This window comes from Nonomuraea zeae, from assembly GCF_005889725.1.
Taxonomy (GTDB): Bacteria; Actinomycetota; Actinomycetes; order Streptosporangiales; family Streptosporangiaceae; genus Nonomuraea; species Nonomuraea zeae.
Map to the genome: position 1 here is coordinate 30032 of NZ_VCKX01000045.1, position 26697 is coordinate 56728.

Consider the following 26697-nt stretch of genomic DNA (forward strand, 5'->3'; position numbering starts at 1 on the left):
CCGCGCGAAGGCGTCCCGGGCCGCGCACCGAGGCATCCCGCAGGGCATGGTGGCGCGGGCGGCGGGCCCGCCGTTCGACCGGCGGGCCCGTCCCCTCGCGAAGGCCGTGAACGGGCCCCGCTACGCCTCCGTGTGCGGGAGGTTGCTGGCGGAGACCAGCGTGCGGATCGCGCGCAGCGCCACCGAGAGCGTGGCCAGGTCGAAGTGGTCGCTCTCCCAGATCTCCGACAGCGTCTGCCTGGCCCGCGAGACCGCCGCCGAGTTGGACTCGGACCAGCGCTCCAGGCGCTCCTCCGGAGGCAGCCCTGGCGTGCTGTGCGCGAGCACGTCACGGGTCAGGGACGCGTGGGCGGCGTAGAGGTCGTCGCGCAGCGCCGAGCGGGCCATCGAGTTCCACCGGTTGTCCCTGGGCAGGGCGATGACGCGCTCGCGCAGCCGGGCGAACTGGAGCCGATCGGCCAGGTCGAAGTAGACCTCCGCCACCTCGTTGACCGGCCGCCCCGTCAGGGACGAGACCTCCACCAGGTCCAGCGTCGAGTACGCGGGCACCATGCCGGCCACCCGCTCGGCCAGCTCCAGCGGCACCCCCCTGGACTGGAAGGCGTCGCGGCGCTCCTCGTAGGCGGCCAGGTCCGGCCCCGTGAGCAGCTTCGGGATGTGGGCGATCAGGCCGTTGACGCCCTTCATGAAGAAGCCGGCGGAACCGGCCAGGTCGAGCGGCGGCCGGCGGTTGACCAGGAGCCAGCGGGTGCCGCGCTCGACCAGCTTGCGGGCCTCCAGGAGCATGGCGATCTGGGTGGCCGTGTCCACCTTGTTGTCCAGCGCCTCCACCGCCCGGTAGAAGCTGGGCAGGTCGAACACCTCGCGCGCCACCAGGTACGCCCGGACGATGTCCGGCGTCGAGGCCCCGGTCTCCTCCCCGAAGCGGAACATGAACGTCGTGCCCATGGAGTTGACCAGCTCGTTCACCACGCAGGTGGTGATGATCTCGCGGCGCAGCGGGTGCACGTCCATGTAGGACCTGAAGCGCTCGCGCAGCGCGGAGGGGAAGTACGAGACCAGCCACGAGGCCAGGTAGGGGTCGTCGGGCAGGTCGGAGCCGAGCAGCTCGGCGTCGACCACGAGCTTGGTGTAGGCCAGCAGGACGGAGAACTCCGGCCCGGTCAGCCCGAGCCGGGCCTGGCGGCGTTCGGCCAGCGTCTTGTCCGAGGGCAGGAACTCCAGCTCCCGGTTGACCAGCCCGTCCCGTTCGAGCCGCCGCAGGTAGCGCGAGTGGATGTGGAGCATCTCCACGGCCTGGGCGCGGGTGGCGTCGAGGACCACGTTCTGGGCGTAGTTGTCGCGCAGCACCAGGTCGGCGACCTCGTCGGTCATCGAGGTGAAGACCTGGTTGCGCTGCTTGTCGGTCAGCTCGCCGTCACGGACGACCTGGTCGAGCAGGATCTTGATGTTCACCTCGTGGTCGGAGGTGTCCACGCCGGCCGAGTTGTCGATGAAGTCGGTGTTGACCAACCCGCCGTTCAGGGCGAACTCGATCCGGGCGAGCTGGGTGAAGCCCAGGTTGCCGCCCTCGCCGATGACCTTGCAGCGCAGCTCGCCGGCGTTGACCCGGAGCGCGTCGTTGGCCTTGTCGCCCACGTCGGCGTTGGACTCGGCGGTGGCCTTGACGTAGGTGCCGATGCCGCCGTTCCACAGCAGGTCCACGGGGGCCCGCAGGATGGCGCTGATCAGGTCGTTCGGGGCCATCGACGTGACTCCGGCGGGGATGCCGAGCGCCTCGCGCATCTGGGGCGTGATCGGGACGGACTTCGCCGTACGGGGGAAGACGCCGCCACCCGGCGAGATCAGCTTGGTGTCGTAGTCCTCCCATGAGCTGCGCGGCAGCTCGAACAGGCGCTGCCGCTCGGCGTAGGAGGCGGCGGCGTCGGGTGCGGGGTCCACGAAGATGTGCCGGTGGTCGAACGCGGCCACCAGCCGGATGTGCTCGGACAGCAGCATGCCGTTGCCGAACACGTCACCGGACATGTCGCCGACCCCGGCCACCGTGAAGTCGGTGGTCTGGACGTCCAGGCCCATGGTGCGGAAGTGGTATTTGACCGACTCCCACGCGCCGCGCGCGGTGATGCCCATGGCCTTGTGGTCGTAGCCGATGGAGCCACCGGAGGCGAAGGCGTCGCCCAGCCAGAAGCCGTAGTCCTTGGCCACGCTGTTGGCGATGTCGGAGAAGGTGGCGGTGCCCTTGTCGGCGGCGACCACGAGGTAGGGGTCGTCACCGTCGAGCCTGACGACGTCGGGCGGCGGCACGACCTTGCCGTCCACGAGATTGTCCGTGATGTCCAGCAGGCCGGAGATGAAAGTCCGGTAGCAGGCCACGCCCTCGGCGAGCAGGTCCTCCCGTTTTCCGGACACAGGCGGACGCTTAACTACAAATCCGCCCTTAGACCCCGTCGGGACAATAACGGTATTTTTCACCATCTGGGCTTTGACCAGCCCGAGAATTTCCGTGCGGAAATCCTCCATTCGGTCAGACCACCGCAAACCGCCCCGCGCGACCTTTCCGAACCGGAGATGCACGCCTTCGACCCGCGGCGAATACACGAAGATCTCGTACTTCGGCCGCGGCAACGGCAGCACGCTGATCGCCTCGGGGTCGAACTTCAGCGAGATGTAGTCCTTGCGCCGCCCGTCGACGGTCTGGAAGTAGTTGGTCCGCAGCGTCGCCTGGATCATCTCCAGGTACGCCCGCAGGATCCGGTCCTCGTCCAGCGAGGCCACCTCGTCCAGCGCACCCAGGATCTCCTCGTTGAGCGCCTCCACGAGATCGGCCCGCACGTCGTCGGCCCGCCGCGGATCGAGCTTGGCCTCGAACAGCCGCACCAGCAGCCGGGCCAGCCGGACGTTGCCGGTGAGCACCCGCTCCATGTAGAGCTGCGAGTGCGTGCTGCCGGCCTGGCGCAGGTATTTCGCGTAGGCCCGCAGGATCTCGACCTGCTCCCAGGTCAGCCCGGCCCGCAGGATGAGCGCGTTGAAGTTGTCGGCCTGCACCCGCCCCTGCCAGAGCGCGGTGAGCCCCTCCTGGAACAGCCGCTTGAAGTCGTTCCTGTCCACCTCGTCCGACGGCGTGTACCGCAGCCCGAAGTCGTAGATCCAGGCGTTCTTGGTGGCGGGGTCGTTGTCCCTGTCGATCTCGTAGGGGCGCTCGTCCACGACCTCGACCCCGAGCCGCTGGATGAGCGGCAGCGCCTGGGACAGCGAGATCGGCGAGCCGACCTTGTAGATCTTGAGCCGCCGCTCCCCCTCGGCCGCGTCGTACGGCTCGTAGAGGTTGATCCCGACCTCCTGGTCGTCGCCCGCGCTGACGATCTGCTCCAGCCGGCGCAGATCGACCACGGCGACCTTGGGCGGGAAGTCCGCTTTGTAGCCCTCGGGGAACGCCGAGACGTACCGGCGGGTGAGCGCGGGCGCCTCCTCCTCAGAGGTCATCTCGCCCAGCGCGGTGGCCAGATCGTCCTCCCAGGAGCGGGTGATGGCGGCCAGGCGCGCCTCCAGCTCCTCCACGTCCACGCCCGGCTGGGGAAGCTGCCTGCCGCGCTCGCCCCGCACGACCACGTGCAGCCGGGCCAGCACCGACTCGCCGATCATCGCGCTGTAGTCCAGCGACCTGCCGCCCAGGGCCTTCAGCAGCAGCTCCTGCATCTTCAGCCGCACCTTGGTGGTGTAGCGGTCGCGCGGCAGGTAGATCAGGCACGAGATGTAGCGACCGTAGTCGTCACGCCGCAGGAAGAGCTTGACCTGCTTGCGCTCGCGCAGCCGCAGCACGCCCAGGGCGATCGGCAGCAGCTGGTCGATCGAGGTCTGGAACAGCTCGTCGCGCGGGAACGTCTCCAGGATCTCGATGAGGTCCTTGCCGTCGTGGCTGTCGGGCGCGAGGCCCGCCTGGCCGAGCACGTCGGCCAGCTTGCGCCTGAGCACGGGGATCCGCGAGATCGACTCGCTGTAGGCGACGTGCGTGAACAGGCCGAGGAAGCGCCGCTCCCCGATCACCTCGCCTTCGGGCGAGAACAGCTTCACGCCGATGTAGTCGAGGTAGGTCGCCCGGTGCACGGTGGCCCTGGAGTTGGCCTTGGTGATGATCAGGAGCTGCTTCTCGCGGGCCTTGGCGCGCACCTCGGCGGGCAGGGCGGAGAAGCTGTCGGAGCCCACCTTGTCGTCGCGCAGGATGCCCAGCGCAGCCCCCGGCATGGCGCGCAGCGTCTCGCCCTCGTCGGTGTGCTCCAGCCGGTACTCGCGGTAGCCGAGGAAGGTGAAGTGCCCGTCGGCGAGCCAGCGCAGCAGGTCGAGGCTGTCCTCGACCTCCGCGGGCTCCAGCGGCGGCGGGTTCATGCTCAGGTCTTCCGCGGTCTGTACGGCCAGCGCCCGCATCTTCCTGAAGTCCTCGACCGCGTGCCGCACGTCGGTGAGCACCCGCTGCAGGTCGTTCTCCAGCTCCTTGAGCACCCCCGGGTCGGACTGCCGGTCGATCTCGACGTGGATCCACGACTCGACCAGCATCTGGCCGGTGACATCCTCCTGGCCGCGGCCGAGCATCCGGCCGGTCATGTCACGGCGCACCCGCATCTGCGGGTGGACCACCAGGTGGGTGCCCAGATCATGCCGGTCGAGCTCCATCGTCACCGAGTCGACCAGGAACGGCATGTCGTCGGTGACCACCTCCACCACGGAGTGGCCGGGGTCCCAGCCGTTCTCCTCCAGCGTGGGGGTGTAGGCCCGGACCACGGCCCGGCCCTGGGGGCGGACCTCGGCCAGCTGCTTCTGCGACATGGCGGGGCCGTAGACGTCAACGGGGTTGCGGTCGAGCAGGTCCTCCGGCGCGACATACCGATAGTAGAACCGCAGGAAGGACAGCGCCTCCTCGGTGCTCACGTGCTCACTGCTGACCGCGCAACTCTCGGCGGCTCGCTGGAGCAGCTCATCCTTGGCCTCGTCGAGCGGCATTTCGCTCTCACTCCTTTGTGAGGGTTTGCCATAGCTGTTCATAGCCAGGCCCTTAGTTCCCACAACAGCGGGAAGTAGTGCAAACGCGTTCTTTCGCGCAGATAAGGGGCACCCGTCGAGCCGCCGGTGCCCGACTTGGTGCCGATCTGGCGTTCGACCATCTGGACATGACGCATCCGCCACTGGGCGGCGGTCTCGTCATGCGTCAGGAGGTCTTCGGCCAGCTGCCACAGATCGTCGTAGGATCCGCGGTCTCTCGCCACGGCCAGCAGCGTGTCCATGATCTCGTCGTCGGAGACCGGCAGGCCACGCTGGGAGAGGGCGGCGAGGTAGGCGTCCCACAGGGTGGGCTCGTCGAGCCTGCGGCGCAGCCTGGCCAGCTCGGCCTCGCCGGCATGGCGGAAGCTGCCGAGATAGCGCTCGTCCTTCAGACCCGACAGGAACTCCAGCTCCCTGAACTGCACGGACTGGAACCCGCTGGCGGGCGCCAGCTTCGCGCGGAACTCGAGAAAGTCCTGGGGCGTCATCGTCTCCAGGACCTCGACCTGCTCGATCAGCACCCGCTCCACCGCATGCACCCGCTGGAAGAGATGCCTGGCCTGCCAGAGCTCACCCGAGAACATGACCTCGCGGGCCTTCTCCAGCTCGTGGAGCAGCAGCTTGAACCACAGCTCGTAGACCTGGTGGATGGTGATGAAGAGCAGCTCGTCGGGAGCCTCCGACTGCGGCTGTTGCTGTGCGAGAAGCGCGGGCAGGCGAAGATAGCCGCCGTACGACAGCCGGCCGCCCTCCTCACCGAACCGCCGATGCGGGGGACCGGGCGCATCGCCGTCGATGCCCACCGAACACCTCCCCCAAAGACGCCCGGCGCTGGTTCACCGGGCGCATGCCTCGCCGTACCGATATCACCCGAAAAGGACATTGACGTCAACGTGACATCGACATCGGGGGATCGTCACCGGAGGCGGAGGGGGCGTTCTTGAGGTCGTCGAGCTCCTCAGGGAGCTCGGCCAGCTCGATGAGCTCCGCCTGGCACTGCTTGCACGTGTCGAGGTGGCGTTCGAACGCCTCGTGCTCCTCTTCGTCGAGGACACCGAGGACATAGGCGGCCACCCCGTCATGCATCAGCCGGCTACCCCCTTGTCCCGCAGCAGTTCGCGGAGAGCCCGGATCCCGTAGTAGAGCCGGGACTTCACCGTGCCCGGCGGTATCCCCAGAATCTCCGCCGCCTCACTTATCGTACGGTCTCGGAGGTAGGTCTGCTCAATGACTTCGCGGTGTTCTTCGGACAGGCTGCGGAGCGCGTCGGCGACCACGATCGCCGAAAGGGCCCGCTCCGAGCCGTCAGGCACCGCCATCATGTCGACTTCGGGCGGCTCGACCTCGTGAGGCCGGGCGCTCTTGCGTCGACGTCCGTCGATAACGATGCGGCGGGCCACTGTCAGCAGCCACGCCCATAAGAGGCTTGGTTCCCATTGCAGTCTTGCCGAGTTTCGCCAGGCCCGGACGAGCGTCTCCTGCACCACGTCTTCGGCCCACTGAAGGTCATTACCTGTGGATTTGCGGACGTGTCGCAGCAGAGGGCCGCCGAACTCCTGGTAAAGCACCGCGATGCGATGCTCCGCCTCGGCATCCGCACTCTCGAACCTGCCGTCGAGGTGACCTAGCACGGGGCACATCTTTACACCTTCGTTATCAGTCCGGTAGCCACTCCGATAACTCCAGTCATTTCTAACTATCTCCGGCCATAGGTGAACCAGGCCGAGGACGCCCGCGTACCTCCGACCATGCACAGGCTTTTGCGCGGCGAGGTGCTCATGCTCGGCGGGTTCGTCCTCGCGGCCGCGGTGACGATCGCGCTGGTCATGCCTCCGTCGATCGATCCGGCCGCCGCCCAGTGGACGCAGACGTCGTCCGGCCCCCTCACGGCCGCCGACCGCGATCTGCTGATCAAGGTGCGCCAGGCCGGCCTCTGGGAGATGCCCGCGGGCCAGTACGCGGAGACCCGCGCCGAGTCCCAGCGCGTCAAGGAAGTCGGCCAGCTGATCATGAAAGATCACATGAAGCTGGACCAGATCACCCGCCAGGTCGCCGGCAAGCTCGGCGTGGCTCTCCCCGACGAGCCCAACGCCGACCAGCAGCGCTGGATGGCCCAGCTCGCTTCGGAGAGCGGCCCGGCGTTCGACAAGGACTTCGCGAACCTGTTGCGTGCCGCGCACGGCAAGGTCTTCACCGTCGTGGCGGGCGTACGGGCCGGGACCCGGAACTCCGAGATCAGGAAGTTTGCCCAAGAAGGCATCAACTTCGTCATGCGCCACATGTCTCTTCTCGAGTCCACCGGCCTGGTCGATCACAACGAGCTTCCCGAAGCCCCGACGCCCTCACCCGCTCCACCCGTCGCACTGGCGGTCGAAAAGAGGAGACACACATGAGGAGATCCAGACGCATGGCCGCGGCCATGTCCGCCTTGGCCGTGGCGGCAGGCGGACTGGTGTCCGCGGCCGTCATAGGCGCCGGCCCCGCCCGTGCCGACCACTGCGACCCGGCCCAGGCCACGGCGTCGCCCAGCGCGTCACCCAGCGCGTCCCCCACGGCGCAGCAGCGCCGGAACCGCAACGGCCAGCAGGACCAGAACGACCAGCAGAACCAGGACCAGAACCAGGACCAGCAGCAGGACCAGCAGGTCCCCGAAGAGCAGAACACCGGCCAGCAGCAGGACGACCAGCAGACCGGCCAGCAGCAGGACGATCAGCAGACCGGCGACCAGCAGGACCAGACGGGTCAGGGCGGCGGCGCCGCGGTGCTGGACCCGGCCCAGGACCCTGAGGCGGAGGAGACCGCCTCGACGTTCTCGCGGCGCGGCCGCCAGACGCGGACCCCGACCCCCAGTCCGAGCGCCAGCCAGACCCAGAACCCCGACGACGACGCGACCGGCCAGCCGTCGCAGAGCGCGTCCCCGACGGGCTCCGCCTCCCCCAGCGCCTCCCCCACGGCCACCGGTGAGCACGACGAGTGCCTCGACCTGGGCCCGTTCGTCGAAGACTTCGTCAGCATCCGCGACGTCCAGCCCGTCCAGCTCGACGCGCGCGCCGGCAGGAACGGCTCCCGTGGCTCGTTCGTCTCCCAGTGCGGGACGAACCGCAACGGTCACAACAACCCCGACAACTTCATCGTCGCCCCCGGCGTGAGCAACGGGGCGCACCACCTGCACGACTACGTGGGCAACCTGTCGACGGACGGTTTCTCCACCGACGAGAGCCTGGCCGCCGCGGGGACGACCTGCCGGCAAGGCGACAAGTCCACGTACTTCTGGCCGGTCCTCAGAGACCGCAAGGTGGACGTGAACACCGAGGACCCGGACGGCAACGTCGGCCAGGTGCTGCGGGCCCGCTCCGTGACGCTCCAGTTCCGCGGCAACGCCACTTCCAGGGTGGTCGCGATGCCGAGGTTCATCAGGATCATCACCGGTGACGCCAAGGCGGCCACGAACGGCACCGCCAACGCCCGCGCCGGCTGGAGCTGCTCGGGATTCCAAAATCGCATAAGTCCCGACAAATACACGCTTTGCCCGCGCGGTAGTCAGGTTCTTCGTATTCTGGACTTCCCTAGCTGCTGGGACGGCCAGAACACCGACAGCGCCAACCACCGCACGCACGTGGTCTTCCCCGGCCAGGGTGGTGCTTGCCCGCAGGGCACCCGAGCGATTCCCGCACTTCGCATGACCCTCGCGTACTCCGTGCCGCAGGGCCCCTCGTACGCCGTGGACGCCTTCCCGGAACAGAAGCACAACCCGGTGACCGACCACGCCGACTTCGCCAACGTCATGCCCGATCGGCTGATGCAGTTCGTCGTCTCATGCATCAACCGGGGCCGCCGTTGCTGACCTGAACCGCCCCTGCGGGCACTCGCCTTCCGAGTCGCACCCTCACCCGACCTTGGAGGGAAATAGATGCTCCACAGACGACACCCCAGGCACGCCCCCACCAAGCTGGACTCCCGAAGCGTCCGGCTGGGGGCGAGCGCCTCGATCACGGCCATCCTGCTGTCGGCGTTCGCGCTGACCAGGACGGAACGCGGCGTCGCGCTGCTCGGCCAAGGGGTCGGCTTCCTCGAGTTCTACGCGGGCGTGTTCGCCCTGGTGCTGCTGACCGCGACGATCGCGCTCGGCCTGCTCACCACCGAACGCGTCTTCCTGTCACCGGCCAACCGGGTGCGCGCGCAGCTCGCGCACCGGGCCACCGCGTTCATCGGGCTGGCCTACCTGGTGACGCACATCACACTCATGATCAGCCTGGGGCACGTACCGCTGGGGGCGGCGGTCGTGCCGGTGGCCGGGCTCTACGTGGGACTCGGCGCCCTGGCCTTCGACCTGATGGTCGTGGCCGTGGTGACGGGAATGCTGAGGGGGCGCTTCGCGGTCAGGACCAAGCCGTGGATGTGGCGGATCTTGCACTCCGCCGCGTACCTGGCCTGGCCGATCGGGATCATGCACGGATTGACGGCCGGCCGTCCGCCGGCCGGCTGGGTGGCCTGGTCCTACGTGGCCTGCCTGGCGGCGGTCGGCTCCGCGCTGATCGTGCGCGTGCTGGCCACGCTGCGCCGGCCGCCGATGGTGGCCGAGCAGATCCAGGCACCCGCGGTGGCGCCGGCCATGGCTTCGGGCATGCCGGCTTCCGGCGTACCAGTGGAAAGGCCGCAGAAGGCGGCTTCAGTGAACGCGGCCGCCGCGGCGGCCGCGAAGGTCAACGCACCGGTCAGCCTCGCCGAGGCGCGGCGCAGATACCGGGAGGCTGGATGAACGCGACCGCGTTCCTCAGGGGGCGACTGTGATTCCGGCCAGAGTGCCACGGGTGTTACGCATGGGTCCTGCCCGGCTGACCGCCGGGCTCGACCACTGCAGGCGGCTCGACCTGCCCGCCCACCGCACGCTTCACGGCGTCATGGAGCCTCGCGAGCTGAGCGACCTCATCTCGCAGGTCAACGACGTGGACATGCGAGGGCGGGGCGGCGCAGCCTTCCCGTTCGCCCGCAAGCTGCGGGCCGTCGCCGACGCGGCGGGCTCGGGCGACAGCGTCGTCCTGGTCAACGGGGCCGAGGGCGAGCCGGCCAGTTCCAAGGACGCCATGCTGCTCACCCGCAATCCGCACCTGGTGCTGGACGGCGCGGTGCTGGCCGCCGAGGCGCTGGGCGCGCGCGAGGTGGTCGTCGCCACGGCCGGGGGCGAGGTCGCCGAGGCGTCCGTCGCCGCCGCCGTGGCCGAGCGCAGGAACGCGAACATCTCGGGCGGCGCGGAGAGCCGCGTCCCGATCAGGGTGGTCGGGATCAAGGAGCGGTTCATCTCCGGAGAGGGCGGCGCTCTCGTCCGCGCCGTCAACGGCGAGGAGGGCATCCCGCCCGGCAGGAAGAAGCGGGCCGCCACGAGTGGCGTGGACGGCCTGCCGACCCTGCTGTCCAACACGGAGACCTACGCCCAGTTCGCGCTGCTGGCGGAGTACGGGCCGGAGAAGTACGCCGAAGTGGGCACCAGCAAGGAGCCCGGCACCATCCTGCTCACCGTCAGCGGCGGCGCCGCCAACGGCGCGGTCATCGAGACACCGACGGGCACCCTGCTGGCCGACGTGCTCGCCCTGTGCGAGGCGGAGGTCGGCGACGGCGTGCTCGTGGGCGGCTACCACGGCGCGTGGCTGTCGGCCGACGAGGCCGAGATGGCCGTGATCTCGCGCGAGGGCATGAAGGCGGCCGGCGCCACCCTGGGCGCCGGGATCATCGTCCCGCTCGGCGAGTCCACCTGCCCGCTGGGCGAGGCCGCCAGGGTGGCCTCCTATCTGGCGGCCGAGTCCGCGGGCCAGTGCGGCCCGTGCCGGCTCGGCCTGCCCGACGTGGCCAGGGCCCTGTGCGCGCTGGCCGAGGGCACGGGCTCGGTGGACGCGGTACGGCGCTGCGTCCGCGTGGTCGAGCGGCGCGGCGCGTGCTTCCACCCCGACGGCACCGCCAAGTTCGTGCTGTCGGCGCTGGACGCGTTCGAGAGCGAGATCGCGCTCCACCTGGAGCACGGCTCGTGCGGCCGGCCGGTGCGCGGCGTGCTGCCGATGCCCGAGCGCGAGGCCGAGGTCGAGTACCGGCTGGAGGTCGACTGGTCCCGCTGCCAGGGGCACGGGCTGTGCGCCCACCTGCTGCCGGAGTTCGTCGACCTGGACGACTACGGCTTCCCGTCGTTCAGGAACGTCCCCGGCTTCATGGCCAAGGAGGCGCGCCGGGCGGTCGAGATGTGCCCCGCGCTCGCCCTGCGGCTCTCGGAGTCGAGCGGGAACGGGCCCAAGCCGGTCGGGTCGCCGCTGCGCCTGGTCAAGGACGGAGTGCTCAAGAAGGCCGGGACGAGCGTGCCCCGGCTGACCAGGGTGGGCTCCCCGTCCGCCCAGAACGCCGCCGGATTCGGAGGGACAGCCGGGTGATCCCGAAGTGATGGACATGTGACCAACCGGGCGGCTTGTCCGGGCGTCTCACCGATCGGGCTCACCACGATCATCCAGGGGAGGCGTCCTTGGACCGCCGCGATTTTCTGCATGCCGCCGCTCTGGCCCCGCTGGCCGGATCGGCTGTCTCCGCGTCGGCTGTCTCCGCGCCGGCCCGCTCGGGGCCGGCGCGTCACGCGCCGCCGCCCGACTGGGCGCGGCTGCGGCGGCAGCTGGCGGGGACTCTTGTGCTGCCCGGCGACGCCGGTTACGCCGGGGCGCGCCGCCTGTACAACCCGGCCTTCGACCGGGTCAGGCCGGGCGGCGTCGCCTACTGCGCGAACGCCGCCGACGTGTCCAGGTGCCTGGCGTTCGCGCGGGCCACCGGCGTGCCGGTCACCAGCCGCTCGGGCGGCCATTCGTACGCGGGCTGGTCGACCGGCACCGGCCTGGTCGTCGACGTGTCCAGGATGAGCTCGGTCGCCTACGCGGGCGGGCGGGCCACGATCGGCGCCGGGGCCAAGCTGATCGACGTCTACGACCGGCTCTCCCGCCACCGCGTGAGCATCCCCGCCGGCACCTGCCCCACGGTCGGCATCGGCGGCCTCACGCTGGGCGGCGGGATCGGGGTGGTGTCCAGGCAGCACGGCCTCACGTGCGACGCCCTGGAGTCCGTACGCCTGGTCACGGCCGACGGCCGGCTGCTGACGGCCGACGCCGGGCATCACGCCGGGCTCTTCTGGGCCTGCCGCGGCGGTGGCGGCGGGAACTTCGGCGTCGTGGTGTCGTTCACCTTCAGGACCCACGAGGCGCGCGAGCTGACCGTCTTCTCCCTGCGCTGGCCGTGGTCGCGGGCGCGGGCGGCGGTGCGCGCCTGGCAGTCGTGGGGGCCGTCGGCGCCCCGCGAGCTGTGGTCGTCCCTGCACCTGGGCAGGTCGGCGGGCGGGCTGGAAGTGCAGGTCGTCGGCTCGTACGCGGGAAGCAGGTCCGCGCTCGACCGGCTGCTGGCGCCCTTCGCGGAGAAGGTCGGGCGGCCGTCCGCACGCTGGGTCCGGACGCTCCCCTACCTGGACGCCATGAAGTTCATGGGCGGCTGCTCGTCGATGTCGATCGCCGAGTGCCGTCGGATGCCGCGGGCGGCGTTCTCCGCCAAGTCGCACCTGGCCTACCGGCCGCTGCCCGCGGACGGCGTGCGGGCACTGGTGAACGGCCTGGAGCGCGGCGGGCGGCACTCGGTGTTGCTGGACGCGATGGGGGGCGCGGTCGGGCAGGTGGCCCCGGCGGCCACCGCCTTTCCGCATCGGGCTGCGATGTACAGCGTGCAGTATTACGCGGAGGGGACTGATCGCGGCTGGTTGCGGCGACTCCACAGCGACATGTCCCGACATTTCGGGGATCACGCATATGTGAATTACATTGACCCCGATTTGGAGAATTGGCGGAGTGCGTACTACGGGCCGAACGCGGCGCGGCTGGCCGAGGTGAAATCCACCTACGATCCCGACCGGTTGTTCCGGCTGCCGCAGGGCGTGTAGGTCCGCGCGCGCAGGCTCCCTCCGGTCACGGTGAATAGCTGCCGCGCACGTACACGGGCTCGCCGATCTTGACGATCTCGTACAGGCGCTTCGACGTGGTCAGCGGGAGGCGTACGCAGCCGTGCGAGGCGGGCTGCAGCGGCACCTTCGTGGAGCCGTGCATGGCGATGCCCCCGACGAAGTAGAGCGAGTTGTACATCGAGCCGAGCGCGCCCGTGGTCCAGCCCGGCGCGCGGTTGGTCACGCGGAAGTCGCCCACCGGCGTGATGGCGTTGCCACAATGGCCGTTGTCGCAGTAGTGCACCTCGGCCCCGGTCGAGATGTGCGAGAACAGCACCGGGCGGCGGTCCCGGAAGACGGTGAGCAACTGGTCGCGCAGGTTGATCTCCACCCGGTCCGCGCCGCCGTTCGGGACCAGGGGGCGGAAGCGGGGCGGCTTGCCGAGCGCATGCCAGACCTCGTGGCCCACCGCCTCCTTGGGCCGCATCCGCCGGTTCTTCTGCAGGGCCCAGACCGCGAACTTCGTCTGCTCGTCGTAGACGCCGTGGATCCGGCCGTAGTAGTAGTGGCCCGCGTGCAGGCGCCGTTGCAGCAGCCTGACGGACTCTCCGTGATCGCCGGGCCGCAGCACCACCGACTCGCTGCCGGCCGGCTCCTCGGCCTTCCGTTCAGCGTGTGCGGGCACCATAGTCAGGATCGGCAGACCACATCCCACGGCGAAAGCGACGATTCTTCGAAATTTTATGATCATAATTCGGTGCCTACCCAGTTCGCCGTCAATTCATCTCTCGTAAGAGCTTTTGCCGGGCAAAAGGCCAGGCGAATTAGCGAATACCAATAAAAGCGGGCATGTCGCATTTATGCGCCAAGTTCCAGGAAAAGCAGTCGCGGGCCGGGCCGGGCGCCTGACAGGATCTGGTGGCATGCGTAACTGGCCACTGTCCGAGCTGTCCGTCACCACGCCGCGCCTGGAGCTGCGCCACCCCTCACTCGACGACCTCGACGAGCTGGGAGAGCGGGCGTCGGAGGGCATCCACGAGCCGGGCTACATGCCGTTCCTGTTCCCCTGGACGGACACGGACCCGGCCGGGCGGGCCAGGAGCACGATCCAGTACCACTTCCGCATGTGGGGCGAGTTCGCCCCGGCGAACTGGTCGATCGACTTCGTCGTCGTGCACGACGGGCAGATCATCGGCACGCAGAGCATCTCGGCCAAGAGCTTCCTGGTCACCCGTGAGGCCGGGACCGGCTCCTGGCTCGGCCGGCGCTTCCAGGGCCAGGGCATCGGCACCGAGATGCGCAAGGCGGTGCTCCACCTCGCCTTCGCCGGGCTGGGCGCGAGCTACGCGGTGACGGAGGCGTTCGAGGACAACCATGCCTCGCTGGCGGTGACGAGGAAGCTGGGCTACCGGGAGGACGGGCTCGCCATGCACGACCGCCAGGGCAAGCCCGTCGTCACCCACCGCTTCCGCCTGGCCAGGGAGGACTGGACGGAGTCGCCCGGCTTCGAGATCCACAACCTGGCCGCCTGCCTCCCCCTCTTCGGCCTCGACACCTGACCGGCCCCTCCGGGCCCGAAGAGGGCGGCCAGGAAAGTCCCGGAGAGCCCAGAAAAGGCGGTCAGGCGTCGCGGCGCCGCAGCAGCAGCCCGCCGCCCAGGAGCGCCGCCACCGCCCAGGCCGTCAGCACGCCGAGGCCGGCCAACGGCCCGATGGGCAGGCCGGCCAGATCCGTGGTGGCCTGCACCGCCAGCCCGGCGTTCGTCGGGGAGATCCGCCACAGGAACAGCTGCACGTCAGGGTCGCGGACCATGAGGCTGACGAACGGGAACGCGTACAGCAGGCCGAGCACGACACCCGTGGCGGCGGCCGAGTCGCGGACGGCGGTGGCCAGGCCCAGGCTGAGCAGGGCGATCAGCACGAGGTACAGGACCGAGCCGGCGGCGGCGCGCAGCGTCGGCCCGTCGGCCAGGGACAGCGGCGGGTAGCCGTGCGCGGGCGTGAACCCGCTGCCGGGCAGGATCAGCCGCCCGGCCAGCACCGACCCGAGCACGGCCACGGTCCCGGCCGCCACCGTCAGGCCGGTGACCACGACCGCCTTGGCGGCCAGGCCGGTCGCCCTGCGCGGCATCGCGGTGAGGCTCGTACGGATCATGCCGGTGCTGTATTCGCCGCAGACCATCAGCACGGCCAGCAGGGCGACCATGGCCTGACCGAGCTGGACCCCGACCAGGCTGATCCTGGTCGCGTCCTGGCCGCACCCCGCCGACGCGCAGGGCACGACGGCCGCCGCCACGGCGCTCAGGGCCACGGTCAGCACGACGACCGAGGCCAGCAGCCACCCCGGCCCCGCGAGAGTGCGCACCTTGGTCCACTCCGCCCGCACCGCCCACCGCAAGGACCGGTCCCCCGCCGCGTCGCGTCCCCGCGCGCCCCGGCTCATACGTCCCTCCCGCGCAGCCGGTACGCGGCCAGGCCCAGCACCAGGCCCGCGTAGGCGCACGTGACCGCGAAACCCGCCCACGGCAGCAGCGGGTAGTAACCCTCCGCCGCCGCATAGCGCGCGCTCGCCTGCGGATATTCGATCAGGCTCTGCTGGATCGCGAACCCGGCCGCGGGCGTGACCCGCAGCAGCCACCGCGCCGCCTCGTCGGGCAGGATGGACGCGGTCGCGAGCACGTACGGGACCAGGAAGGCCGCGACGGCGGCGACGACCGCCATGGCGCTGCGCCGGAACAGGAAGCCCAGGCCGAGGGCGAAGGCGGCGGTCACCGCGAGCAGCCCTCCGGTGCCGGCGATCACGCGCAGCTCGGTGAGCAGGGGCGTGGAGGCGATCAGGTTCCCGTTGGCCGCCAGCATGAGCTGGCCGACGGGCACCGTGACCGCCGCCCCGATCGTCCCGCAGGCGAAGGCCGCCGCGGCGGCCACGACCGCCTTGGCCGCCAGCGTCCGGCCGCGTCGCGGGCCGGCGATCAGGGTGGTGCGGATCAGCCCGCGCCGGTACTCCACGGTGACGAACAGCACCGCCACCACGATCACCATGATCAGCCCCATCAGCGTCCCGATCAGCAGGCGCTCGATCGGCATGCCCTCCGAGAACGGCGCGATGTCGCCGACCCCGGTGACGGTGAACGTGCCGCCGGACAGGACGGAACGCCCGGGATGGTGCGGCCGGCCGTCGGGGCCGATGGTGACGCCGATGTCGTCACGGCTCCACGTGCCGCCGGCGGCCGGTCCGCGCAGCGTGACCCGGTCCATGACCGCGGTGGCCTCGGCGAAGCGCGAGGCCGTTGACGACCCGCCGAGCGGGTTGCGGGACACGGTCAGATCGCCGGGCGAGGCGGCGAACAGCCCGATGCGGACCTTCTTCGGCGACCCCGCCAGGCGGGCCGTGCCCACCTCCGTCCACCGCTCGCCGTCGGCCGACTCCTCGCCGGTGATCGTGTCGCCGGTCCTGGTCAGCCGCAGCCAGCGCGGCGCGGACGGCGAGACGCCGCCGGGAAGCCCCGCCACGTCCTCGGTGAAGTCGTGCTGCATCCGCACGCCGTGCTCGCCGGTGACCATCACCGCCGCGTACGTGGAGCCCTGCCGGGTGCTCTCCTTGATCATCACCCCGGCCTTGGCCCAGGGCACGACGCCGGCGACGACGTTCCTGACCCCGGGAGTGGCGTCCGGCTTGCGCAGCTGGCCGGTCAGGGAGCTCACGCGTACGGTGATGCTGCCGTCCCCGTCCAGCGGCTGGTGCACGAAGTAGAAGTGGTCCTCCACCGTCTCACCGCCCGGCCCGGTGGGCGAAGGAGGGCAGGGCACCTCGATCGGCCCCGCGCTGCAGGAGGATTGGCTGCCCGCCGCGAAGATCAGCCCGAGCAGCACGATGAGCAGGGTCGAGACCGCCAGGCCGAGCACCCAGCCGCGGACCGTGCGGAGCTTGGTCCACTCCGAGCGGAGCGCCTGCGCGAACCCGTCGCGCCCGGCCGCCTGGCGCGGCCGATAGGGGGTGACCGCGGTCATCGCGCCGCCCCCCTGAACTCGACCGCGTCCCTGGTCAGATCCAGGTACGCCTCTTCCAGCGTGGCGCGGTGGGCGGACACCTCGGAGAAGGCCACCCCCTGCGCGCCGAGCAGCCGCACGATGTGCTCGGCCGCCAGCCCGGAGACGATGAGCGTGTCGCGGTCCGTCACGGTCACCGTGGCGCCCGCGCCGGCCAGCACCGACATCGCCTCCGGGCGGGCCCCCGTGCGCAGCGTCACCCGGTCGCGGGACGCGGTCGTGATCAGGTCGGCCACGCTGGTGTCCGCGACGACCCGGCCCCTGCCCACCACCACGAGATGGCCGGCGGTGTCCTGGAGCTCGCTCATCAGATGGCTGGACACCAGCACGGCACGCCCTTCCGCGGCCAGCGACCGCAGGAAGCCGCGGATCCACACGATGCCCTCGGGGTCGAGGCCGTTGAACGGCTCGTCCAGCATGAGCACCGGAGGATCGCCGAGCAGCGCGGCGGCGATCCCGAGCCGCTGCCGCATGCCGAGCGAGAAGCCGCCCGCCTTGCGCCGGGCGGCCGTCGCCAGCCCGGCCTGCTCGATCACCTCGTCCACCCGCCCGGCGCCCAGCCCCTGGGAGTGGGCCAGCCAGAGCAGGTGGTTGCGCGCGGTGCGGCTGGGCTGCAGCGCGCCGGCGTCCAGCAGCGCGCCGACGTGACTCAGCGGGCGGCGCAGGCTCGCGTACGGCCGCCCGCCCACGAGCGCGCTGCCCTCGTCGGCCGAGTCCAGGCCGAGCACCACCCGCATCGTGGTGGACTTGCCCGCGCCGTTGGGCCCGACGAACCCGGTGACCTGACCCGGCAGCACGGTGAAGGACATGCCGTCCAGCGCCTGGGTCCGGCCGAACCGCTTGCGCAGGCCGGTGACTTCGATGGTTGCTTCCACGCCAGGCAGACTAGGCAGCGGCGGCGGTCGCGGTCGTCACGCGGCGGAGTGATCTGCCGCGTCACTGGCTCCAGCTACGCCCCATCCCTCACACAAGGGATGCCAGGACTCCGTAAGCCCGTGACAATGGGTTTCGTGGAGCGAGCGCTGGAGCGGAGCGGCAGGCTGGCCGGGTGGGCACGCCGGGCTGCCGCCGCGTTCCCGTTCGTGACCGCTCATCTGCCGATGGCGGCCGGCGTGCTGCTGGCGCTGCTGGCCGTGGTGGAGTCGATCACGCAGGCGGGCGGCGCGACGGCGCTCGGGCAGACGGAGAGCGTGCCGGTGGGCACGATGCCCGTCCCCTCGGGAGACGCCCCGGAGGCCGGCGACTCGGGCGCGCCCCTGCTCTTCCTGGTCTTCCCGCTGCTGGCCCTGGCCACGACGCTGCCGCTGCCGCTCATGTGGGCGCAGCCGGTCGCCGCGGCGCTCCTGACCTCCGGGGCGAGCGTGCTGTCGATGCTGGCCTTCCACTCGCTGACCGCGGCCGGCCTGGTCGCCCAGCTGGTCACCGGCTACCGGTTCGGCCGGCACGGATCTCCGGTGGCCGCCGTGCTCGTCACGGTGCCGTACCCGCTGCTGGCGATGATGCTCGGCGCGGCCGATCAGCCGGGCGGGCGGCTGCGCGCCTACTCGCTGCTCCTGGCCTGCCTGGCGACGGCGGCGGCGCTGGCGGGCATCGCCGTGCGCGTGCGCGGCCGGTCCCTCGCCGACACCGCCGCCCGCCAGGTCATCGCCGACACCCTGCTGGAGCACACGGCACGCGGCGAGCGCGCCCGCATCGCCAGGGAGCTGCACGACGTCGTCGCCCACCACATCTCCATGGTCGCCGTGCAGGCCGAGACCGCCCGGCTGGCCGTCCCCGGCATGCCGGCGGCGGGCCAGGAGCGGCTGCTGGCGATCGGCGACACCGCCAGGGCGGCGCTGACCGAGATGCGGCGGCTGCTCGGCGTGCTGCGCGCGGACGCCGACGCGGAGGCGGCCTGGCGGCCCCAGCCCGGCCTGCGCCTCCACGAGCTCAACGAGCTGATCGACGAGGCTCGGGAGGCGTCGGGCACGAGCACCCGCCTGATCCTGCGCGGCTCGCCCGTGGTGCTCGACCCCGGCGTGGAGCTGGCCGCGTACCGGATCGTCCAGGAGGCGCTCACCAACGCGCGGCGGCACGCGCCCGGCGCCGCGGTGGACGTGGAGCTCGACTACACCGGCGCCGAGCTGTGCCTGTCCGTCAGGGACAACGGCCCGGGGCCGGCCTCCGTGGACGCGGGCGGCGGTCATGGCCTGTCCGGGATGCGCGAGCGCGCCGTGGCCGTCGGGGGCGAGCTGCGCACCGGCCCGGCGCCCGGTGGCGGCTTCCTGGTCGAGGCCCGGCTGCCGGGGCGGGGCGAGGAAGCCGGATGAGCGCCGTGGTCCGGATCGTCATCGCCGACGATCACCTGGTCGTGCGCACCGGGTTCGCCGAGCTGCTCGACACCCAGCAGGACTTCGAGGTGGTCGGCACCGCCGCCGACGGGTCCGAGGCGGTGCGGATCTGCCGCGAGCTCGCGCCCGACGTGGTCCTCATGGACGTACGCATGCCGGTCATGGACGGCATCGAGGCCACCAGGCGGCTCACCGGCGACGGCGGGCCGAAGGTGCTCATCCTGACGACGTTCGACCTGGACGAGTACGTCTACGACGCCCTGCGCGCGGGAGCCAGCGGCTTCCTGCTCAAGGACGTCACCGCCGAGCGGCTCTTCGACGCGGTCCGCGTCATCGCCGCAGGTGAGGCGCTGCTCGCCCCGGCCGTCACGCGCCGGCTGATCAGCGAGTTCACCCGTTTCGGCCCGAGGTCCGATGCGCCGGCCAAGGCGCTGTCCGCGCTCACCCCGCGCGAGACGCAGGTGCTGCGGCTCGTCGCCGAGGGCCTGTCCAATCCCGAGATCGCGGCCCGGCTGACGGTCACCGAGGAGACGGTCAAGACGCATGTGAGCCGGGTGCTGAACAAACTCGGCCTGCGGGACCGGACGCAGGCCGTGGTGGCCGCGTACGAGACCGGGCTGGTCGTGCCGCGCGGCCGGCCGTGAGCGCGCCCTGACCCGGGGCGCGCCCACGACCGCCGCCCGTGGTCAGAAGTCGAACTTGTCGATGTTGTCCTTGTTGAACACGGTCGGCTTGCCGAGCAGCACCTCGCCCTTGGCCCCGACGGTGTACTCGCCGAGCTTGCCCGCCTTGAACTTCTCGCCCTCGGCGCCGGTGATCTGCCCCGAGGCCAGCGCGGCGGCGGCGTACGAGGCCAGGTAGCCCAGGTCGGCCGGGTTCCACAGCTCGAACGCCTCGATGGTCCCGTCCTTGACGAACTTCCTGAGCTGGTTGGGGGTGCCCAGGCCGGTCAGCTTGACCTTCCCCTTGGACGGGGAGTCCGACAGGTAGCGGGCGGCGGCCGCGATCCCGACGGTCGTGGGCGAGATGATGCCGGCCAGATCCGGGTACGAGCGCAGCAGGCCCTGGGTCTCGGTGAACGACTTCTGGTCGTCGTCGTTCCCGTAGGCGACCTTGACCAGCTCCATGTCCTTGTACTCGGGCTTCTTCAGCTCGTCCTTCATGAACTCGATCCAGGTGTTCTGGTTGGTCGCGTTCGGCGTGGCCGAGAGCACGGCGATCTTGCCCTTGTGGTCGATCTGCTCGGCCAGGAGCTGCACCTCCGTCCGGCCGAGGTCCTCGGCGCCGGCCTGGTTGACGAACACGTCACGGCCCTCGGCGGCGGTGTCGGAGTCGTAGCTGACGACCTTGATCCCGGCGGCCCTGGCCTGCTTGAGCGCGGGGACGACCGCGTTGGGGTCGTTCGCGGAGATCACGATGGCGTCCTGCTTCTGCTGCATCAGCGTGTTGATGTAGGACACCTGCGAGGACGCGCTGGCGTCGGACGGGCCGACCTCCTTGCCCTCGCCGCCGAACTCCTTGGCGGCCTCGATGCCGCCGTTGTCGGCGATCGTGAAGTACGGGTTGTTCACCTGCTTGGGCAGAAACGCGATCTTCAGTCCTTGCTTGAGCGGGGCGTTCGGATCGGCCGCGGCCGACGACGCGGCGGTGGCGGCGGGCGCGGAGGACTGCTGCGCCACGTCGCTCTTCGTGGTGCCACCACCGCAGGAAGCGGTCAGCAGGACGAGTCCCGCGATGAGCGCCGTGGGCCGCCAAGGGGTGCGCGTTGTCATGAAACGGACTTCCCTTCCACTTGTGGAGTTGTGCGCCGCCGCCAGAACGCCCCCAAGTTCGGCGCCAGCACGGATGCGACGAGTAGCAGTCCCGTCACGAAGTTGAGCACCTCGTTGGCCACGTCGGCCAGGATCAGCGCGTTGCGTACGACGCCGAGCAGCAGCACCGCCATCAGGACGCCGGGCAGCGTGCCGCGGCCACCGAAGATGGACACCCCGCCGAGCAGTACGGCGGCCACCACGGCCAGCTCCAGGCCGACGCCGTTGTCCGCCCGCGCGCTGGCGTACCTGAACGTGTAGACGAGGGAGGCCAGCGAGGCCATCACCCCGGAGGCCACGAACAGCCAGAGCTTGATCCGCTTGACCCGGATGCCCGAGAAGTAGGCGGCGTCCACGTTCGAGCCGAGCGCGAAGATCGAGCGGCCGAGCCCGGTCGCGTGCAGCACCACGGCCGCCACCGCCGCCAGCACCACGACCAGCAGGGTCGCCAGCGGGACCGGGCCGAGCGCGGCCGTGGCGAGGCTCGTGTAGGCCGGGGGCAGGTCGGCCACCGCCTGGTCGCCGAGCATCACGTACGCCAGGCCGCGGAACAGCGCGAACGTCCCGATCGTCACCGCCAGCGAGGGCAGGCCCAGCCGGGTGACGAGCAGGCCGTTGACGGCCCCGCAGGCCGCGCCGACCAGCAGGCAGATCGGCATGATCGCCTCGATCGGGAGCCCCGCGTTCCACAGCCAGCCGAGCACCGCGCAGGACAGGCCGAGCGTGGAGGCCACCGACAGGTCGATCTCGGCCGCCACGATCACCAGCGTCATGGTGAGCGCCATCAGGGCGATCTCGGTGGTGTCGAGGAGCAGGAAGGAGACGTTGGAGCCGTTGGCGAAGCCGTCCACGCCGAGCGAGGCCCAGAGCACGACGCCCACGAGCAGGACGAGGATCAGCCCCTCCCACCGGCGGGCCACCCTGGCGAGGTCAGCGGCCATCGACGAACCTCCCGGGCGCGCGGAGCCGGTCAGCGGGACCCTCGCTCACGCAGGGCCGATCAGCGGGCATCGTGGAACCTCCTGCGGCGGAGTGCGGCGGCGACCCGCAGCGCGAGCACCCGGTCGAGGACGATGGCGGCGATCAGCAGCGCGCCGTTGATGGCCGTCTGCGCGAGCGCGTCCACCCGCAGCACGGCCAGCGCGCTCGTGATCCCGGCCAGCAGCAGCGCCCCGAGCGCCGCCCCATACACCGTGCCGCTGCCGCCGAAGATCGCCACGCCGCCCACCACGACGGCCGCGATCACGTCCAGCTCCTTGCCCGTCGCGACGGTGGCGTCCACGGTGCCGAAGCGGGCCGCCCACATGATCCCGGCCAGCCCGGCCAGGGCCCCGTTGGCCACGAAGGCCGCGACGATCCTGCGCCGCACCCTGATCCCGGCCAGCACGGCGGCCTCGGGGCTGGAGCCGATGGCGTACAGCTCGCGACCGGCCCGCAGGTTGCGCAGCATCCAGCCGACGACCAGCAGGACGGCCAGGGCGACCAGCGCGGGGAGCGGGATCCCGAGCACCGAGCGGGTGCCGAGGGACAGGAAGCCCTCGGGCATGTCGGCGGCGTTCACCTGCCGGCCGCCCGCCCAGGCGTAGTCGATGCCGCGGAAGGCGTACAGGGTGCCGAGCGTGGCCACCAGCGCGGGCACCTTGGCCACGCCGACGAGCAGGCCGTTGACCGCCCCGCAGACCGCGCCGAGCAGCACGCACCCGGCGATCACCACCGGGATCGGCACGCCCGGATCGTCGGCCAGGACCAGCGCGCCCCCGAACGCCGTCAGCCCGACCACCGAGCTGACCGAAAGGTCCACGTTCCTGGTGATGACGACGAGGGTCTGCCCGACCGCGAGCATGGCCACGATCGCGGAGTTGAGCAGGATGTCGCGCAGGCTGGCGTAGGTCAGGAAGCTCGGGTTCACCGCGCCGGTCACGCCGAACAGCACGCCGAGCGCGACCACGATGCCCAGCTCGCGCACCCGGGCCACCCGGTCGACCAGCCGCCGCCCGCCGTTGCCACGGCGGGTCTCCGCGCCCGCCGCGGTCGCGGTCACCCGGCACCCCGCCCGGTGGCAGCCGCCATCACGCTCTCCTCCGTCGCCTCCGCCCGGCCGATCTCCGCGACCAGCCGCCCTTCGTGCATGACCAGCACCCGATCCGCCATGCCCAGCACCTCGGGCAGCTCCGACGAGATCATCAGCACCGCCACCCCGCCGGCCGCGAGCTCCGACAGCAGGCGATGGACCTCGGCCTTGGTGCCCACGTCGATGCCCCGGGTGGGCTCGTCCACGATCAGCACGGACGGCTTGCGGGCCAGCCACTTGGCCAGCACGACCTTCTGCTGGTTTCCGCCGGACAGCACGTTCACCGGGTCGGTCAGCCGGCCGAACTTCAGCCGCAGCCGCACCGCCCAGTCCCTGGCCCGCTCCCGCTCGGCCGGCCGGGAGATCAGCGGCCCCCTGCGTACGGCGGCCAGCCCGGCGAGCCCGATGTTGCGCTCGATGGACAGGTCCATGACGAGCCCCTGCTGCCGCCGGTCCTCGGGCACCAGCGCCAGGCCCGCCGCCATCGCGGCCGTCGGGCTCGCGGGCCGCAGCCGCCGCCCGTCCACCTCCACGCTGCCCGCGTCCCACCGGTCGATCCCGAACACGGCCCGCGCCACCTCGCTGCGCCCGGCCCCGACCAGCCCGGCCAGCGCGACGATCTCGCCGCGGCGCACCTCGAAGGACACGTCGGTGAAGGCGCCCTCGCGGGTGAGCCGACGCACCTGGAGCGCCACCTCGCCGGCGTCCGTCTCCTGCTTCGGGAAGAGCGCGTCCAGATCCCGGCCGACCATGCGGCGTACGAGGTCGTCGGGGGTGATGCCGGAGATCAGGTCGCTCGCCACGAAGGCGCCGTCGCGCAGGGTGGTGACCCGCTGGCACAGCTCGAACATCTCCTCCAGCCGGTGCGAGACGAACAGCAGCGCGCACCCCTGCTCGCGCAGCGCCTTCGCGACGCCGAACAGCCGGGCCACCTCCTTGCCCGACAGGGCGGCGGTCGGCTCGTCCATGACGAGCACCCTGGCCCGCAGGGACAGCGCCTTGGCGATCTCGACCAGCTGCTGGTCGGCGATCGACAGGCCGCGGGCCGGCTGGTCGGGGTCGAGCCGCACGCCGAGCCCGGCGAACAGCTCGGCGGCGCTCGCGCGCATGGCCCGCCGGTCGATGCCGAGGCGGGAGCGGGGCTGGCGGCCCATGAAGATGTTCTCCATGACCGACAGGTCGGGGAACAGGGTCGGCTCCTGGTAGATCACCGCGACTCCGGCGCGCTGCGCGTCGGCGGGGCCGCCGAACTCCACCGGCTCGCCGTCCAGCAGGATCCGCCCGGAGTCCGGCCGGTGCACGCCGGAGAGGATCTTCACGAGCGTGGACTTGCCCGCGCCGTTCTCCCCGGCGAGCGCGTGCGCCTCGCCGGGGAACAGGTCCAGGGACACCTCGCGTACGGCCTGGACCGCGCCGAACGCCTTGCTGACCCGTAAGAGGGATAGAACGGGAGATACTTCCATCGCCGCACTCCCGGAAAAATCGTTTTAAGCGGTGGGAGGACGGTAGATCAGCCAACGCCCCGGCGTCAATGGTTGGTTACGAGGAGATTTCCGCATACGCTCTCGCCCTTTCACCTGCGCTGATTTGTTACGTTTTAACCCCATCACTCACGGGAAGAAAACACCGCCGGCGGGCAGACCTCGCGGCGGTAACGCCCGGGAGCCATCCCGTGCTCCCGCTTGAAGGCGTTGGCGAAGGCGAACTCCGAGCCGTAGCCGACCTCGGTGGCGATCTCGCCCAGCGGCGCGCCGGACGCGCGCAGGAGGCGGGCCGCCGTGGCCAGGCGCCACCAGGTGACGTAGGCGAGCGGCGGCCGGCCGACCAGCGTGCTGAACCGGCGGGAGAAGGCCGCTCTCGACAGCCCCGCCCGCGCGCCCAGCTCCTCGACCGTCCACGGATGGGCGAGGTCTCTGTGGATGGCGTCGAGCGCCACGCTGACGACCGGGTCCGTCAGCGCCTGGGCCCACCCGTCGACCTCGCAGTGGCCGGGCTCCGTGGTGAACCAGGCCCGCAGGATGTAGAGCAGCAGCATGTCGAGGAGGGACGTCACCACCGTGTCCGCGCCCAGCCGCGGATGCCGGATCTCCGCGCCCAAGGACTCCACGGCCGCGCGCAGCTCGGCGTGCAGGCCGAGCCTGGCCGGCAGGTGGATCACGTCGGGCAGCTCGCGCAGGATCGGGTGGGCCATGCCGGGGTCGAGCCGGTAGCCGCCGCACAGCAGCACCGTGGTGGCGGGGCCGTCGATCGAGGCCGAGGCGAACAGGCCCAGCCCGTCGTCCAGCGGGTCGCACTCGGGCTCGGCCACGGGGGTGGACGGCGAGTCGGCCAGAACGCAGCCGTGACCGTGCGGGAAGAAGACCACGTCGCCCACCGACAACGCGATCGGCTCGCCGTCAGGCGGCAGCAGCCAGGCCGACCCTTGCAGGACGACCTGGAACCCGGCCGAGCCCGGCACGGACGGGAACCGCTGCCCCCAGGGCGCCTGCCATTCGACCCGGGCCGAGCGCGCCCGGCCGGTGCGCATGAGGGCGATCACGTCGCTGAGTACGTCCATGACGGGATCCTCTCACAAGACGATCGCGCATGAATTCCGCGTCTCACACGCATTGGCCATCTCGCCAGCTACTCCTACGGTTGTTTCTTGATGAAGGGAGTGCATGGTGAGCACGATTCTGGTGACCGGGGCGACCGGCACGGTGGGCGGCGAAGTGGCCCGGCAGTTGCGGGCGGAGGGCGCGGAGGTCAGGGCGCTGTCCAGGAGCTCCAGCCCTGGAGCAGACCTGAGGGAGCCCGCCTCACTGCCACTCGACGGGGTTGGCTCGGTGTTCCTGGTGTGGCCGTTCGCCACGGCTGAGGGCGCGCGGGAAGTGATCGAGGCCATCGCCGGGCGGGCCCGCCGGGTGGTCTACCTCTCCTCCGCCGCGGTACGCGACCACGAACGCGAGGTCGAGCGGCTGATCGAGGAGTCCGGGCTGGAGTGGACGGTCCTGCGCCCGCACGCCTTCGCGGCCAACACCCTGCGGTGGGCCAGGCAGGTCAGGGCGGGAGTGGTACGCGGCGCGCACGGGCCGGCCGCCATGCCCCTGATCCACGAGCGGGACGTGGCGGCGGTGGCCGTACGGGCGCTGCTGGACGACGGGCACCACGGCGCCGTCCACGAGCTGACAGGACCGGAGCCGATCACCCAGGCCGACCAGGTCCGCGTCATCTCCGAGATCACGGGGCTGCCGGCGCGCTGGCTGGAGGTCTCCCCCGAGCACACCCGCGCCGAGCTGCTGGCCACCGGCTGGCCTCCCCAGGCCGTGGACGGCATCCTCCAGGCCCAGCACGACCTGGTGACCCGCCCGGCCCCCGTCACCGGGACGGTCGAGGAGGTCACGAAGAGCGCGCCGAGCACGTTCGGGGAATGGGTCGCCGAGCACGCCGCCCGATTCCGCACCGCCCCCACCCC

22 protein-coding genes are annotated in these 26697 nt (G+C 71.2%); 9 read left to right on the forward strand and 13 right to left on the reverse strand.

Annotated elements, in window-relative coordinates:
- Positions 1 to 120: 120 nt before the first annotated feature.
- The 4 genes from ETD85_RS17010 to ETD85_RS17025 all read right to left on the reverse strand — a co-directional run bounded on the left by ETD85_RS17010 (position 121) and on the right by ETD85_RS17025 (position 6665).
- Positions 121 to 4995 (reverse strand): NAD-glutamate dehydrogenase, encoded by a 4875-nt coding sequence (locus ETD85_RS17010; RefSeq protein ID WP_138690689.1) that lies wholly within the window; start codon positions 4993 to 4995, stop codon positions 121 to 123.
- A gap of 38 nt (positions 4996 to 5033) precedes the next feature.
- Positions 5034 to 5837, reverse strand: coding sequence for a tryptophan 2,3-dioxygenase (locus ETD85_RS17015; RefSeq protein ID WP_206058358.1), 804 nt, complete (start codon positions 5835 to 5837; stop codon positions 5034 to 5036).
- Between the two features lie 85 nt (positions 5838 to 5922).
- Entirely contained in the window at positions 5923 to 6120 is a 198-nt protein-coding gene (locus ETD85_RS17020; protein WP_138690690.1) for a zf-HC2 domain-containing protein, read from the reverse strand.
- Positions 6120 to 6665, reverse strand: a complete 546-nt coding sequence (locus ETD85_RS17025; protein ID WP_138690691.1) for a sigma-70 family RNA polymerase sigma factor — start codon at positions 6663 to 6665, stop codon at positions 6120 to 6122. Before ETD85_RS17025 ends, ETD85_RS17020 begins: the two co-directional genes overlap by 1 nt.
- Before the next feature lie 117 nt (positions 6666 to 6782).
- Here ETD85_RS17025 and ETD85_RS17030 point away from each other — a divergent pair, with 117 nt between their 5' ends.
- The 5 genes from ETD85_RS17030 (at position 6783) to ETD85_RS17050 (ending at position 12982) form a co-directional block, all read left to right on the forward strand.
- Positions 6783 to 7427, forward strand: coding sequence for a DUF4142 domain-containing protein (locus ETD85_RS17030; RefSeq protein ID WP_138690692.1), 645 nt, complete (start codon positions 6783 to 6785; stop codon positions 7425 to 7427).
- Positions 7424 to 8878, forward strand: a complete 1455-nt coding sequence (locus ETD85_RS17035) for a DUF1996 domain-containing protein (RefSeq protein ID WP_240779195.1) — start codon at positions 7424 to 7426, stop codon at positions 8876 to 8878. The genes ETD85_RS17030 and ETD85_RS17035 overlap by 4 nt, the downstream gene beginning before the upstream one ends.
- 66 nt (positions 8879 to 8944) lie before the next feature.
- A complete protein-coding gene (locus ETD85_RS17040; protein ID WP_138690693.1) occupies positions 8945 to 9793 on the forward strand; it encodes a hypothetical protein in 849 nt (282 codons plus the stop codon).
- 61 nt (positions 9794 to 9854) lie between these two features.
- Positions 9855 to 11447, forward strand: coding sequence for an NADH-quinone oxidoreductase subunit NuoF family protein (locus tag ETD85_RS17045; protein ID WP_138690694.1), 1593 nt, complete (start codon positions 9855 to 9857; stop codon positions 11445 to 11447).
- Between the two features lie 89 nt (positions 11448 to 11536).
- Positions 11537 to 12982 (forward strand): FAD-binding oxidoreductase, encoded by a 1446-nt coding sequence (locus ETD85_RS17050; protein WP_138690695.1) that lies wholly within the window; start codon positions 11537 to 11539, stop codon positions 12980 to 12982.
- A 25-nt stretch (positions 12983 to 13007) separates the two neighbouring features.
- Here ETD85_RS17050 and ETD85_RS17055 read toward each other — a convergent pair whose 3' ends face one another.
- Positions 13008 to 13670 carry a L,D-transpeptidase family protein gene (locus tag ETD85_RS17055; RefSeq protein WP_170246717.1) on the reverse strand — a complete coding sequence of 221 codons (663 nt, stop codon included), beginning with the start codon at positions 13668 to 13670 and terminating at the stop codon, positions 13008 to 13010.
- A gap of 235 nt (positions 13671 to 13905) precedes the next feature.
- On the opposite strand from ETD85_RS17055, the gene ETD85_RS17060 reads away from it, so the two are divergent.
- The gene (locus tag ETD85_RS17060; RefSeq protein ID WP_138690697.1) at positions 13906 to 14541 is read left to right on the forward strand and encodes a GNAT family N-acetyltransferase; all 636 of its coding nucleotides are present in this window, start codon (positions 13906 to 13908) and stop codon (positions 14539 to 14541) included.
- A gap of 61 nt (positions 14542 to 14602) precedes the next feature.
- Here ETD85_RS17060 and ETD85_RS17065 read toward each other — a convergent pair whose 3' ends face one another.
- From ETD85_RS17065 to ETD85_RS17075, 3 genes are read right to left on the reverse strand one after another with little or no spacing between them, the layout of a single operon-like run.
- A complete protein-coding gene (locus ETD85_RS17065; protein ID WP_240779196.1) occupies positions 14603 to 15424 on the reverse strand; it encodes an ABC transporter permease in 822 nt (273 codons plus the stop codon).
- Positions 15421 to 16992 carry a DUF1349 domain-containing protein gene (locus ETD85_RS17070; RefSeq protein ID WP_138690698.1) on the reverse strand — a complete coding sequence of 524 codons (1572 nt, stop codon included), beginning with the start codon at positions 16990 to 16992 and terminating at the stop codon, positions 15421 to 15423. Before ETD85_RS17070 ends, ETD85_RS17065 begins: the two co-directional genes overlap by 4 nt.
- Entirely contained in the window at positions 16989 to 17906 is a 918-nt protein-coding gene (locus ETD85_RS17075) for an ATP-binding cassette domain-containing protein (protein ID WP_138690699.1), read from the reverse strand. The genes ETD85_RS17070 and ETD85_RS17075 overlap by 4 nt, the downstream gene beginning before the upstream one ends.
- 135 nt (positions 17907 to 18041) lie before the next feature.
- Here ETD85_RS17075 and ETD85_RS17080 point away from each other — a divergent pair, with 135 nt between their 5' ends.
- Positions 18042 to 19340: a sensor histidine kinase gene (locus ETD85_RS17080; protein ID WP_206058359.1), complete on the forward strand. Its 1299-nt coding sequence runs from the start codon at positions 18042 to 18044 to the stop codon at positions 19338 to 19340.
- A complete protein-coding gene (locus tag ETD85_RS17085; protein WP_138690700.1) occupies positions 19337 to 20005 on the forward strand; it encodes a response regulator in 669 nt (222 codons plus the stop codon). The genes ETD85_RS17080 and ETD85_RS17085 overlap by 4 nt, the downstream gene beginning before the upstream one ends.
- 42 nt (positions 20006 to 20047) lie before the next feature.
- On the opposite strand, the gene rhaS is transcribed toward ETD85_RS17085, so the two are convergent.
- The 5 genes from rhaS to ETD85_RS17110 form a co-directional block, all read right to left on the reverse strand.
- Positions 20048 to 21133 carry a rhamnose ABC transporter substrate-binding protein gene (gene rhaS, locus ETD85_RS17090; RefSeq protein ID WP_138690701.1) on the reverse strand — a complete coding sequence of 362 codons (1086 nt, stop codon included), beginning with the start codon at positions 21131 to 21133 and terminating at the stop codon, positions 20048 to 20050.
- Positions 21130 to 22113 carry an ABC transporter permease gene (locus tag ETD85_RS17095; protein ID WP_138690702.1) on the reverse strand — a complete coding sequence of 328 codons (984 nt, stop codon included), beginning with the start codon at positions 22111 to 22113 and terminating at the stop codon, positions 21130 to 21132. The genes rhaS and ETD85_RS17095 overlap by 4 nt, the downstream gene beginning before the upstream one ends.
- 59 nt (positions 22114 to 22172) lie before the next feature.
- Complete coding sequence (locus tag ETD85_RS17100) at positions 22173 to 23213, reverse strand: ABC transporter permease (RefSeq protein ID WP_138690703.1); 1041 nt, start codon at positions 23211 to 23213, stop codon at positions 22173 to 22175.
- Positions 23210 to 24706 carry a sugar ABC transporter ATP-binding protein gene (locus tag ETD85_RS17105; RefSeq protein WP_138690704.1) on the reverse strand — a complete coding sequence of 499 codons (1497 nt, stop codon included), beginning with the start codon at positions 24704 to 24706 and terminating at the stop codon, positions 23210 to 23212. The genes ETD85_RS17100 and ETD85_RS17105 overlap by 4 nt, the downstream gene beginning before the upstream one ends.
- A 143-nt stretch (positions 24707 to 24849) precedes the next feature.
- Complete coding sequence (locus tag ETD85_RS17110) at positions 24850 to 25800, reverse strand: AraC family transcriptional regulator (protein WP_138690705.1); 951 nt, start codon at positions 25798 to 25800, stop codon at positions 24850 to 24852.
- 103 nt (positions 25801 to 25903) lie between these two features.
- Here ETD85_RS17110 and ETD85_RS17115 point away from each other — a divergent pair.
- Positions 25904 to 26697 (forward strand): SDR family oxidoreductase (locus ETD85_RS17115; protein WP_206058360.1); only part of this gene is annotated, 794 nt, incomplete at its 3' end.

Bases quoted from the DNA above. Each gene is read 5' to 3' on its own strand.
- ETD85_RS17045 (WP_138690694.1), top strand. From the start codon at position 9,855: ATGGGTCCTGCCCGGCTGACCGCCGGGCTCGACCACTGCAGGCGGCTC.
- ETD85_RS17010 (WP_138690689.1), bottom strand. From the start codon at position 4,995: ATGCCGCTCGACGAGGCCAAGGATGAGCTGCTCCAGCGAGCCGCCGAG.
- ETD85_RS17065 (WP_240779196.1), bottom strand. From the start codon at position 15,424: ATGAGCCGGGGCGCGCGGGGACGCGACGCGGCGGGGGACCGGTCCTTG.
- rhaS (WP_138690701.1), bottom strand. From the start codon at position 21,133: ATGACAACGCGCACCCCTTGGCGGCCCACGGCGCTCATCGCGGGACTC.
- ETD85_RS17070 (WP_138690698.1), bottom strand. From the start codon at position 16,992: ATGACCGCGGTCACCCCCTATCGGCCGCGCCAGGCGGCCGGGCGCGAC.
- ETD85_RS17060 (WP_138690697.1), top strand. From the start codon at position 13,906: ATGCGTAACTGGCCACTGTCCGAGCTGTCCGTCACCACGCCGCGCCTG.
- ETD85_RS17095 (WP_138690702.1), bottom strand. From the start codon at position 22,113: ATGGCCGCTGACCTCGCCAGGGTGGCCCGCCGGTGGGAGGGGCTGATC.
- ETD85_RS17035 (WP_240779195.1), top strand. From the start codon at position 7,424: ATGAGGAGATCCAGACGCATGGCCGCGGCCATGTCCGCCTTGGCCGTG.
- ETD85_RS17085 (WP_138690700.1), top strand. From the start codon at position 19,337: ATGAGCGCCGTGGTCCGGATCGTCATCGCCGACGATCACCTGGTCGTG.
- ETD85_RS17030 (WP_138690692.1), top strand. From the start codon at position 6,783: ATGCACAGGCTTTTGCGCGGCGAGGTGCTCATGCTCGGCGGGTTCGTC.
- ETD85_RS17105 (WP_138690704.1), bottom strand. From the start codon at position 24,706: ATGGAAGTATCTCCCGTTCTATCCCTCTTACGGGTCAGCAAGGCGTTC.
- ETD85_RS17020 (WP_138690690.1), bottom strand. From the start codon at position 6,120: ATGCATGACGGGGTGGCCGCCTATGTCCTCGGTGTCCTCGACGAAGAG.
- ETD85_RS17040 (WP_138690693.1), top strand. From the start codon at position 8,945: ATGCTCCACAGACGACACCCCAGGCACGCCCCCACCAAGCTGGACTCC.
- ETD85_RS17055 (WP_170246717.1), bottom strand. From the start codon at position 13,670: ATGGTGCCCGCACACGCTGAACGGAAGGCCGAGGAGCCGGCCGGCAGC.
- ETD85_RS17110 (WP_138690705.1), bottom strand. From the start codon at position 25,800: ATGGACGTACTCAGCGACGTGATCGCCCTCATGCGCACCGGCCGGGCG.